This is a genomic window from Streptomyces sp. NPDC004788 (assembly GCF_053601115.1).
The window spans coordinates 1-11,125 of the sequence record NZ_JBSGBF010000154.1 but is presented as its reverse complement, the minus strand read 5'-3'; the positions used below and the strand labels follow the sequence as shown (position 1 = coordinate 11,125).

General features: G+C 71.9%; 7 protein-coding genes. 2 read left to right on the top strand and 5 right to left on the bottom strand.

All coding sequences use genetic code 11. The features are described from left to right. From ACWEJX_RS36205 to metK, 3 genes are all read right to left on the bottom strand, one after another. Window positions 1–683: adenosylhomocysteinase (locus ACWEJX_RS36205; RefSeq protein WP_451611658.1), on the bottom strand; the 683-nt coding region annotated here is incomplete at its 3' end. A gap of 68 nt (window positions 684–751) precedes the next feature. Further along, entirely contained in the window at window positions 752–4,252 is a 3,501-nt protein-coding gene (metH, locus tag ACWEJX_RS36200) for a methionine synthase (RefSeq protein ID WP_451611657.1), read from the bottom strand. A 146-nt stretch (window positions 4,253–4,398) separates the two neighbouring features. Further along, the gene (gene metK / locus ACWEJX_RS36195) at window positions 4,399–5,592 is read right to left on the bottom strand and encodes a methionine adenosyltransferase (protein ID WP_451611656.1); all 1,194 of its coding nucleotides are present in this window, start codon (window positions 5,590–5,592) and stop codon (window positions 4,399–4,401) included. Window positions 5,593–5,856: 264 nt separating this feature from the next. On the opposite strand from metK, the gene ACWEJX_RS36190 reads away from it, so the two are divergent. Next, window positions 5,857–7,077 carry an FAD-dependent oxidoreductase gene (locus tag ACWEJX_RS36190; RefSeq protein WP_451611655.1) on the top strand — a complete coding sequence of 407 codons (1,221 nt, stop codon included), beginning with the start codon at window positions 5,857–5,859 and terminating at the stop codon, window positions 7,075–7,077. Between the two features lie 96 nt (window positions 7,078–7,173). Here the strand turns inward: ACWEJX_RS36190 and ACWEJX_RS36185 are convergent, their stop codons facing one another. Both ACWEJX_RS36185 and ACWEJX_RS36180 read right to left on the bottom strand, forming a co-directional pair. Next, a complete protein-coding gene (locus ACWEJX_RS36185) occupies window positions 7,174–8,544 on the bottom strand; it encodes a right-handed parallel beta-helix repeat-containing protein (RefSeq protein ID WP_451611654.1) in 1,371 nt (456 codons plus the stop codon). 113 nt (window positions 8,545–8,657) lie between these two features. Further along, window positions 8,658–9,410, bottom strand: coding sequence for an SDR family NAD(P)-dependent oxidoreductase (locus ACWEJX_RS36180; protein ID WP_451611653.1), 753 nt, complete (start codon window positions 9,408–9,410; stop codon window positions 8,658–8,660). 155 nt (window positions 9,411–9,565) lie between these two features. On the opposite strand from ACWEJX_RS36180, the gene ACWEJX_RS36175 reads away from it, so the two are divergent. Then, the gene (locus tag ACWEJX_RS36175) at window positions 9,566–11,035 is read left to right on the top strand and encodes an MFS transporter (protein ID WP_451611652.1); all 1,470 of its coding nucleotides are present in this window, start codon (window positions 9,566–9,568) and stop codon (window positions 11,033–11,035) included. The last annotated feature ends 90 nt before the right edge of the window (window positions 11,036–11,125 follow it).

Here is an 11,125-nt window from a genome sequence, read left to right as displayed (position 1 = left end):
CGACAGCCGTACTTGTTGTCGAACTTCGACTTGGTGACGGCGTCGTTCACGTTGATGGCCGGGAAGAGGAGCGCGCCCTCGCGGTGCATCTCGTAGAGGCGGTGGACGCCGGTGGTGGTCTCCTCCGTCACGCCGCGGATGCCGGACGCGATCGCCGACCAGTCCAGGGTGCTGTTCTCCAGCAGGGCCCGCACCACGGCGAGTTCCTCGTTGGTCGCCTCGGGCAGGGCGCCGGTCTTCTGGTACTCCACGCCCTTGTGGACGAGGAGCGTGGCGTCCCCGCCGTCGTCCAGGATCATGTTGGGGCCGTCGGCGTCCGGCCAGGTCAGCGCCTGCTCGGTGCACCACCAGTACTCCTCCAGCGTCTCGCCCTTCCAGGCGAAGACCGGGATGCCGGCGGCGGCGATCGCCGCGGCGGCGTGGTCCTGGGTGGAGAAGATGTTGCAGGACACCCAGCGCACCTCGGCGCCGAGCGCGACCAGGGTCTCGATGAGGACGGCGGTCTGCACGGTCATGTGCAGGGACCCGGTGATGCGGGCGCCGGCCAGCGGCTGCTGGTCCGCGTACTCGCGGCGGATCGCCATCAGGCCGGGCATCTCGTGCTCGGCGAGGGTGATCTCCTTGCGGCCGAAGGGGGCCAGGGACAGGTCGGCGACCTTGAAGTCGGAGAAGGGGGAAGGCATGCGGCACTCCTGGGGATCGGGTCGGTCGAACGTGGGGGCCGTGGTCACGCGGCGGTCAGGGGCCACGGTCACCGCGCGTTGAAGTACGTGGCGTCGGGATGGTGGACCACGAAGGCGTCGGTGGACTGTTCCGGGTGCAGCTGGAACTCCTCGGAGAGGACGACGCCGATCCGCTCGGGGCGGAGCAGTCCGGCGATCTTGGCGCGGTCCTCGAGGTCGGGGCAGGCGCCGTAGCCGAGGGAGAAGCGGGCGCCGCGGTACTTGAGGGCGAACATGTCGCGGAGGTCCTCGGGGTCCTCGTCGCCGAAGCCGAGTTCGCGGCGCACCCGGGCGTGCCAGAACTCGGTCAGCGCCTCGGTCAACTGGACCGACAGGCCGTGCAGTTCGAGGTAGTCGCGGTAGGAGCCGGCCTCGAAGAGCTCGGCTGCGGCCTGGGAGACCCGGTTGCCCATGGTGACGATCTGCAGGCCGATCACGTCCTGTTCGCCGGACTCCTCCGGGCGGAAGAAGTCGGCCAGGCACAGCCGCCGGCCGCGGCGCTGGCGGGGGAAGGCGAAGCGGGCGGCCTCGGCGCCGTCCTCGTCGCGGAGGATCAGCTCGTCGCCCTTGGAGTTGGCCGGGTAGTAGCCGTAGACGACGGCCGGCTCCAGCCAGCCCGAGGTCTGCAGCCGGTCCAGCCACATCCGCAGCCGCGGCCGGCCCTCGGTCTCGACGAGTTCCTCGTAGGAGGGGCCGGTCCCGGCGCGCGCGGCCTTCAGCCCCCACTGGCCCTTGAACAGGGCGTCCTCGTCGAGCCATGCGGCGTAGTCGGCGAACGGGACACCCTTGACGATCCGGTCGCCCCAGAACGGCGGTACGGGGATCCGGTTGTCCACCGCCACGTCGGAGCGGACGGGTCCGCGGCCGGGCTCCTCCGGCCGGGTGACCTCGGCGCGTGCGTGGCGCCGCTGCCGCAGTTCGGGCAGGGCCGCGCCCGGCACGCCCCGCTTGACCGCCATGAGGGCGTCCATCAGACGCAGGCCCTCGAAGGCGTCACGGGCGTAGCGGACCTCGCCGTCGTAGATCCCGTGCAGGTCCTGCTCGACGTAGGTCCTGGTCAGGGCCGCGCCACCGAGGATCACCGGATATCTCCCGGCCAGCCCGCGCCGGTTCAGCTCCTCCAGGTTCTCCTTCATGATCACCGTGGACTTCACCAGCAGACCGGACATGCCGATCACGTCGGCGGCATGCTCCGCGGCGGCCTCCAGGATCGCCGACACCGACTGTTTGATGCCGATGTTGACGACGTCGTAGCCGTTGTTGGACAGGATGATGTCGACGAGGTTCTTGCCGATGTCGTGGACGTCGCCCTTGACGGTGGCCAGCACGATCGTGCCCTTGCCCGCCGCGTTCCCGCCGTCGGCCGCCTTCTCCAGGTGCGGCTCCAGGTACGCGACCGCGGCCTTCATCACCTCGGCGGACTGGAGCACGAACGGCAGCTGCATCTGGCCGGAGCCGAACAGCTCGCCGACGGTCTTCATCCCGGACAGCAGCGTGTCGTTGATGATCTCCAGCGCCGGGCGCTCGGCCAGCGCCGCGTCGAGGTCGGCCTCCAGGCCGCCGCGCTCCCCGTCGACGACGCGCCGTTCGAGGCGTTCCCCGAGCGGCAGGGCCGCCAGTTCCTCGGCCTTGGACGCGGCGCCGGCGGAGGCGGAGACGCCCTCGAACAGCTCAAGGAGTCGCTGCAGCGGGTCGTACCCCTGCCTGCGGCGGTCGTGGACCAGGTCGAGCGCGGCCTCCCGCTGGTCCTCCGGGATGCGGGCCATGGGGAGGATCTTGGAGGCGTGCACGATCGCGGAGTCCAGGCCGGCGCGCACGCACTCGTGCAGGAACACCGAGTTCACGACCTGCCGGGCCGCCGGGTTCAGGCCGAAGGAGATGTTGGACAGGCCGAGGGTGGTCTGCACCTCGGGGTGCCGGCGCTTGAGTTCGCGGATGGCCTCGATGGTCTCGATGCCGTCGCGGCGGGACTCCTCCTGCCCGGTGGCCAGGGTGAAGGTCAGGCAGTCCACCAGGATCGACGACTCCTCGATGCCGTACTCGGTGGTGAGCTGCGCGATGAGCCGCTCGGCGACCTCCGTCTTCTTCTCCGCGGTACGGGCCTGCCCCTCCTCATCGATCGTGAGCGCGACGAGGCCGGCGCCGTGTTCGCGGGCGAGTGCGGCGATGCGCCCGAACCGGGTGTCCGGGCCGTCGCCGTCCTCGTAGTTCACCGAGTTCAGCACGGCCCGGCCGCCCAGCACCTCGAGTCCGGCGCGCAGCACCTCGGGTTCGGTGGAGTCCAGCACGACCGGCAGCGTGGACGCGGTGGCCAGCCGCCCGGCGATCTCCCTCATGTCCGCCACGCCGTCGCGGCCGACGTAGTCCACGCAGAGGTCGAGCAGGTGCGAGCCGTCCCGGATCTGTTCCCTGGCGATCTCCACGCACCCCTGCCAGTCCTCGGCCAGCATGGCCTCGCGGAACTTCTTGGACCCGTTGGCGTTCGTCCGCTCGCCGATGGCCAGGTAGGAGGTGTCCTGGCGGAACGGAACCGGCTGGTAGAGCGAGGAGGCGGCCGGCTCGGGCCGGGGCCGGCGCGGAGTGAGGGCGCGCCCCCGCACGCGCCGGACGACGGCGCGCAGGTGCTCGGGAGTGGTGCCGCAGCAGCCGCCGACCAGCGAGACGCCGTACTCCTCGGTGAACCCGGCGTGCGCGTCGGCGAGCTCTTCGGGACCGAGTGGATAGTGGGCGCCGTCCTTGCCGAGCACGGGCAGGCCCGCGTTCGGCATGCACGACAGGCCGACTCGGGCGTGCCGGGACAGATGGCGCAGGTGCTCGCTCATCTCGGCGGGGCCGGTGGCGCAGTTGAGGCCGATCATGTCGATGCCGAGGGGCTCAAGCGCGGTGAGCGCCGCCCCGATCTCCGAGCCGAGCAGCATGGTGCCGGTGGTCTCCACGGTGACCTGCGCGAAGACCGGCAGGTCGAGCCCGGCCTCGGCAAGGGCGCGCTTGCAGCCGAGCACCGCGGCCTTGGTCTGGAGCAGGTCCTGGCTGGTCTCCACGAGCAGCGCGTCGGCGCCGCCGGCGATCAGACCCGCCGCGTTGCGCTGGTAGCCGTCGCGCAGGGTCCCGTACGGAGCGTGGCCGAGGGTCGGCAGCTTGGTGCCCGGTCCGATGGAGCCGAGCACCCAGCGGACCCGGCCGTCCTGGTGGGCGTCGGCGGCCTCGCGGGCCACGCGGGCGCCGGCCGCGGACAGCTCGAAGATCCGGTCGGCGCTGTCGTACTCGCCGAGCGCCGCGTGGTTGGCGCCGAAGGTGTTGGTCTCCACGCAGTCGACACCGACCGCGAAGTACGCCTCGTGCACGGCGCGGACGAGGTCGGGCCGGGTGACGTTGAGGATCTCGTTGCAGCCCTCCAGCTGCTGGAAGTCGTCCGGCGTCGGGTCTGCGGCCTGGAGCATGGTGCCCATCGCGCCGTCGGCGACGACCACCCGGGTGGCGAGGGCCTCGCGCAGCGCGTCGGCGCGCTGCGCCTGGGTGAGGGGGCTCATGGCGCACCCACCGGGTTGCGCTCGATCCGGCGGACCGGCTCCGCGGCGCTCGCGCGGTACTCCCCGGTGTGGTCTGTGGCGATCGGGCCGGTGACGGCGACGTGCACGGTGGTGCCTCCTCTGGGCAACGGCGACATGGCGGGAGGTCAGGCCAGCGCGAGGGCGCGGAGCTTGTCCGCCCGGTCGGTGCGCTCCCAGGTGAACTCGGGCAGTTCCCGGCCGAAGTGGCCGTAGGCGGAGGTGCGGGCGTAGATCGGGCGCAGCAGGTCGAGGTCGCGGATGATCGCGGCGGGCCGCAGGTCGAAGACCTGGCCTACGGCCTCCTGGATCTTCGGTACGGGGACGGTCTCGGTGCCGAAGGTCTCCACGAACAGGCCGACCGGCTCCGCCTTGCCGATCGCGTAGGCGACCTGTACCTCGGCGCGGCGGGCGAGTCCGGCGGCGACGATGTTCTTGGCGACCCAGCGCATCGCGTACGCCGCCGAGCGGTCCACCTTGGAGGGGTCCTTGCCGGAGAAGGCGCCGCCGCCGTGCCGGGACCAGCCCCCGTAGGTGTCCACGATGATCTTGCGACCGGTCAGGCCGGCGTCGCCCATCGGGCCGCCGATCTCGAACCGGCCGGTGGGGTTGACCAGCAGGCGGTGGCCGGTGGTGTCGATGCCGGCGTCGGCCAGGACGGGTTCGACGACGAACGCGCGGATGTCGGGGGCGAGCAGCGCGTCGAGGTCGATGTGGGCGGCGTGCTGGGTGGAGACGACGACGGTGTCGAGACGGACCGCGCGGTCGCCGTCGTACTCGATGGTGACCTGGGTCTTTCCGTCGGGCCGCAGGTAGGGCATGGTGCCGTCCTTGCGGACCTGGGTGAGCCGCTGGGCGAGCCGGTGCGCCAGGGAGATGGGCAGCGGCATCAGTTCGGGGGTGTCGTCGCACGCGTAGCCGAACATCAGGCCCTGGTCGCCGGCGCCCTGCCGGTCGAGTTCGTCCTGGAGGCCGTCGACACGGTGCTCGTGGGCCCGGTCGACGCCCTGGGCGATGTCGGGCGACTGGGCGTCGATCGAGACGGAGACGCCGCAGGAGGCACCGTCGAATCCCTTGGTCGAGGCGTCGTAGCCGATGTCGAGGACGGCCGCGCGGACCAGGCCGGGGATGTCGGCGTACGCCGTGGTGGTGACCTCGCCGGCGAGATGGACCTGGCCGGTGGTGATCAGGGTCTCGACCGCCACGCGGGACCGCGGGTCCTGCGCGAGCAGGGCGTCCAGGACGGTGTCGCTGATCCGGTCCGCGATCTTGTCGGGGTGACCCTCGGTCACGGACTCCGAGGTGAAGAGACGACGGGACACGATTCCTCCGGGAGCTCGCGGGGCCGTGGACTGCTGGGCCGTGGACTGCTGGGCCCGCACAGGGTGGGCGGGGACTCTTCAAGCGGGCTCGAGTTCCGCTCGACGCGGCGGCGGAGCGGGCGCCTCCAGCCAGACCTGAGCGGGCCGGCGCATGCTGCCCGGGTTCCGTACGCGGCGACCACGCCGCGGCTTCCACGCGGCGGCCTCCACACGGCGACGACGCTGCGGCTTCACGGCGAGTTCACGGCGACGAGAGAGGTGTCCATGGCGGTGACGACGAGCCGATCACCCATCCGGGTCCTGGTCATCGGCGGCGGTATCGGTGGTCTCTGCGTGGCCCAGGGGCTGCGGCGGGCCGGTGTCGACGTCCAGGTGTACGAGCGCGACGAGTCGGCCGACGGGCGCCGGCAGGGCTACCGGCTCCGGATCAGCCCCGAGGGCGAGGCGGCCCTGCGGGCCTGTCTGCCGCCGCGGCTGACCGAGCTGCTCGCGGCGACGGCGAACGCCCGCGACGACAGCGGGCTCGCGGCCTACGACGAGCACCTGACGGCGCAGTGGGCGCCGGCCTTCGAGGACCCGCGGGCCGGCCGGGACGACAAGATCGATGCCGTGGACCGGGTGACGCTGCGGCGGATCCTGCTGGCCGGTCTCGACGAGGTCGTCCACTTCGGGAAGAACTTCGAGCGGCTTGAGCGGACGCCCGACGGGCGGGTGACCGCTCACTTCGCGGACGGCAGCGAGGCCGTCGGTGACGTGCTGGTCGCCGCGGACGGCACCAACTCGCGGGTCCGTGCCCAGCTCCGGCCCTGGGACAACCCCCAGGACCTGGGCATCCGGACGATCTTCTCCCGGATTCCGCGGCGGGAGGCCATCGCGGCGGGGCTGCCGGAGGCGCTGCGGGACCGCTTCAGCTATGTGATCGGCACCGACGGCCACCATCTGGGCCTGATGCCGATGCTGTTCCGCGAGCGCCCGTCGCGGGCGGCCGCCCGGCTGTGGCCGGGCGCCGGGCTCCAGGACAGCGACGACTACTACATGTCGGTGTTCAACGTGCACCTGGCGGACCTCGGCCTCACCGACGAGGGGTTCTTCGCGCTGAGCGGCGAGGAGCTGTGCGCGCTCGTGGTCGAGCGGACCCGGGCGTGGCACCCCGACCTGCGGGAGATCTTCCGGTTCGCCGATCCCGCGACGTCGTTCGCGGTGGCGCTGCGGGCCACCCGGCCGGTGGAGGCGTGGGACACCTGCCCGGTGGTGCCCCTCGGTGACGCGGTGCACGCGATGCCGCCGTCGGGCGGCGTGGGCGCGAACACCGCGGCGCGGGACGCGGCGGCGCTCAGCGGGCTGCTTGCCGCGGTGGACCGCGGGGAGCGTGAACTGGCGGAGGCCGTCGGCGAGTACCAGAAGGCGATGGTGGAGTACGCGACCGAGGGGGTGGAGATGTCCCTGCGGATCGCGGAGTGGTCGATCAAGCGGGCGCGGGGCTGACGACGACGCGGCGTCGCCCGCGTACGGGAGGTACGCGGGCGACGCTACGCGGTACTGGCGCTTGCGGTGCTGGTCATGCGGTTGGCGCTTGCGGTACTAGCGCTTGTACACCGGGCCCGTGTCGCCTGCCGGGACCTGGGCGATGTTGTAGTAGACGTTGCCCTTGAAGGTGCTGACGGTGTCGTTGATCGTCGAACCGCCCGGTGCGCCCACGAAGACGTTGTCGTGGTAATTGACCACGCTCTGACCGTAGTTGCCGATCAGCGCCTTGGCGACCGAGGTCTGGACGGTGTTGCCGTAGAAGGCGAGGTTGGTCATGGTGACGCCGCAGCCGTTGAAGATCACCGGGAAGGTGAAGCCGTTGTAGCTGGCGTCGTGGTCGTTGACGCTGACGTTGTACCGGGCGACGACACCGTCGCTCAGCTGGCCGGGCGCGGTGCAGAAGGCCAGGAAGCCGCCGCCGTTGTCGTGGCTGTAGTTGTACTGGTAGGTGACGTCGGAGTTGGCGCCGTCGGCGTCGAAGGCCATCATCGGCGGCGCGGAGGCGCCGTGCGAGACCTCGTTGTACTCCATCACGGCCTTGTCGGAGTTCCAGACCCAGACGCCGGAGTGGTAGGCGGTGGCGCGCAGACCGAAGCCGTCGACGACGTTGCGGTCGATCCTCGGGGCGGCACCGTTCTGCACCACGATGCCGTCACCGCCCTGGTTCGACAGCCGGTTCCCGGTGATGCGGACGTTGGTCATCGGTACGTAGCTGTTCTCGCCGCCCGGGAACAGGGCGCGCTTGGACCACTGGGACTCGGTGGCGATGCCGTAGCCGTCGGTGCCGGAGACGGTGCTGTTGGACACCGTGATGCCGTCGAAGGTGGTCGGCGTGGCCGAGCCGGCCGCCTTGAGGACGATGCCGCCGCTGTCCTCGTTGTCCGGCCCCGTGCTGTCGATGCCGGTGACGTCGTGCACGTTCACGTTGTCGATGACGTAGTGGCTGCCGGTGCCGTAGTCGCTGAGCAGCACGTAGATGCCGGTGCGCGCGGTGGAGTCCCGGGTGGTGGTGTCCGAGACGTCGAGGTTGCGCAGCTCCCAGCCCTGCACGTTGTGCAGGTAGACCGTGGCGCGGGCGCCGCCGCCGGCGAGGAAGGCGCGGGCGCTGCCGCCGTAGGTGCTGACCGTGATGGGCGCGGTGGCCGTGCCGGAACCCTGCGGTGCGAGGACGCCGTTGCAGGTGACGCCGCTGCGCAGGAGGACGGAGTCGCCCGGGGCGAAGGTGGTGGAGCTGACCTTGGCGAGGCTGCGCCAGGCGGTCGTGGTGGACGTGCCGGCCGCGGAGTCGTCGCCGGCGGAGCAGTCGACGTAGTACTGCCGGCCGGCGGCGTAGGCGGGGCCGGCCGCGGCGAGCGGGGTGGCGCACAGGGCGAGGACCATCGCCGCTCCCGCGGCCGCTGTTCTCGGTATTCGGGTGGATCGCATGCTTGGTGCTCCTTCTGCTTGCGTGACGCTGTCTCAGCGTGGCTGAGATGGTGTGGTCGCCCGGCCGAGAGCCGCTCGAACGGGAGTCGAGCCGCCCTCGAACGCGAAGCGGATCACCGGCCGCCGGCGGGGTGGATGATCTGGCCGTTGACGTTCCCGTTCGCCGCCGATCCGAGGAAGACGATCAGCCTGGCCACGTCGTCCGCCGTGCTCAGACGGCCGCTGGGGGTGTCCGCGACCGCTTTCTCCAGGAGCGCCGGGTCGACCGCGTCGAGACTTTCGGTGAGCGTGCCGCCGGGCGCGACCACGTTGGCGAGCACGCCGTCGCCCGTCCACATCAGGCCACGGACGAAGCCGTGCAGGGACGCCTTGGCGGCGCTGTAGATCTCGGAGCCGGGATTGCCGTGCGTCGCCGTCACCGAGGACAGCAGCACGATGCGGCCCCAGCCGCGTTCGCGCATGCCGCCGAGGGCCTGACGCACCGTCCAGAGGTGGCCCTCGACGTTCTCCCGGTAGCGGCTCAGCCAGAAGTCCATCGGGAACTGGTGGTACGGCACCATCTCCTCGGGGTTCATCCACACCCACGTCTGGGCGTTGGCGACCACCACGTCGACGCCGCCCCACCGCTCCTCGACGGCGCTCACCGTCGCGGCGACCGATGCCGGGTCCGCCAGCTCGTAGTGGAGCGCGCAGGCGCGGTCGGCGCCGCCGAGTTCCTCGACCAGTTCCTTCGCGGCGTGCTCGGACCGGTTGTACGTGACCGCGACCCGCGCGCCCTCGGCGGCGAAGGCCTTCGCGGTGGCCCGGCCGATACCCCTCGTGGCGCCGGTGACCAGTACCCGTTTGTCCGCCAGTCCCAGATCCATGCCATGTCCCCTCGTACGTCGTGCGGCAGGGCCCCGTCGGCGGGTCCCGGCCCCACCTTCGGGAACGGCGCTCGAGCGCGGCTTGACCGGTTGTGGAGCTGCCGGCCGCACAGTTCGCGCCAGATTCGCGTCATCGATTCCCGAAAGGCTCGGCCATGGACCCCACTCCCCCGGACAGACTGCGCTGGTACGCCCTCGCGGCGATCCTGACCACCCACTGCATGGACCTGCTCGACGGCATGATGGTGAACACGGCCGCTCCGGCGATCGGCGCGGGACTGCACGGCAGCAGCACCGACCTGCAGTGGATGGGCGCCGGCTATGCCCTGGCGTTCGCCTCCCTGCTGATCACCGGCGGTCGGCTCGGGGACATCGCCGGCCGCAAGCGGATGCTGCTGATCGGCACGGCGGGGTTCACCTGCGCCTCGCTGCTCGCGGGCCTCGCGGTGAACCCCGGGATGATCATCGTCGCCCGGATCGCGCAGGGGGCCTGTGCCGCGGTGATGGTGCCCCAGGGACTCGGCATCATGCGCGAGCTGTTCCCGCCGCGCGAGTTGCCCAAGGCGATCGGCCTGATGGGCCCGGTGGTGGGCGTCGCCGCGATCGTCGCGCCGGTGCTCGGCGGTGCGCTGACGACCGGGAACCTGTTCGGTCTCGGCTGGCGCGCGGTGTTCTTCGTCAATCTGCCGCTCGGCGTCCTGGCCCTGTTCGGCGCCGTGCGGTACGTACCCGACCAGCCGCCCGCCGACGGGGCGTCCGTACGCCGGCTGGACGGGATCGGCACCGCGCTGGCCGTCGGCGCGATGGTCCTGGTCGCCTACCCGCTGATGCAGGGGCGCACGGACGGCTGGCCGGCGTGGTGCTTCGTCAGCATGGGCGCGGCGCTGCCGGTGCTGGTCCTGCTCGGCGTGCACCAGCGCCGACGGGCGCGGGCCGGCCGGGTACCACTGATCGAGCCGCGCCTCGTCCGCCACGGCGGGTTCGTCGCCGCGCTGCTGCTCGGCGTGCTGTACTACACGGCGCTGAGCGGCATGATGTTCGCGCTCCTGGTGCAGCTGCAGACCGCGCACGGCTTCACCGCCCTGGGCGCCGGCCTGGCCATGGTGCCGTGGACGCTCGGCTCCGCCGTCGGATCGGCCGTCGCCGGGAACCTGCTGGTACGGCGCTTCGGCAGCCGGCACACCCTGCTGGGCGGTCTCGCGCTGCTGGTGGCCGGGGCGGTCGGGGTGATCACGGTGGTCTCGCTCGGCCGCGCCGTCAGCACGTGGCAGCTGCTGGTTCCGCTCTCGCTGCTCGGCCTCGGCATGGGCGGCGTGCTGACCCCGTACTACGACATCTCGCTCGGCCTGGTCGCCCTGCCGGAGACGGGCGCGGCCTCGGGCCTGCTCAACTCCTTCCAGCAGCTGGGCAACAGCATCGGCTACGCGCTGCTCGGCACGGTCTTCTTCAGCTACCTGCCGGACGAGCGGTACGGCGCGGACGGCGCCCTCCGCGTCACCTTCTGGCTCGCCGCCGGCCTGCTCGCGGCGGCCTTCGTGACGGCCTTCTGGATGCGCCCCCGCACCCACCGGGCGCAGCCCGGAACGGCGGGCCGGACGGATCTGGTCCCGGAGGGCCGGGTCTGACTCCGGCTCCGGACCTGACCCGCGCGCCCCCCCACGCCCCCGAGGTGAGGGGGGGGGCCGGGGGCGGGTCGGGTGGGGGTTCCGGATGGA

Bases quoted from the DNA above. Each gene is read 5' to 3' on its own strand.
- ACWEJX_RS36185 (WP_451611654.1), bottom strand. From the start codon at position 8,544: ATGCGATCCACCCGAATACCGAGAACAGCGGCCGCGGGAGCGGCGATG.
- ACWEJX_RS36190 (WP_451611655.1), top strand. From the start codon at position 5,857: ATGGCGGTGACGACGAGCCGATCACCCATCCGGGTCCTGGTCATCGGC.
- metH (WP_451611657.1), bottom strand. From the start codon at position 4,252: ATGAGCCCCCTCACCCAGGCGCAGCGCGCCGACGCGCTGCGCGAGGCC.
- ACWEJX_RS36175 (WP_451611652.1), top strand. From the start codon at position 9,566: ATGGACCCCACTCCCCCGGACAGACTGCGCTGGTACGCCCTCGCGGCG.
- ACWEJX_RS36180 (WP_451611653.1), bottom strand. From the start codon at position 9,410: ATGGATCTGGGACTGGCGGACAAACGGGTACTGGTCACCGGCGCCACG.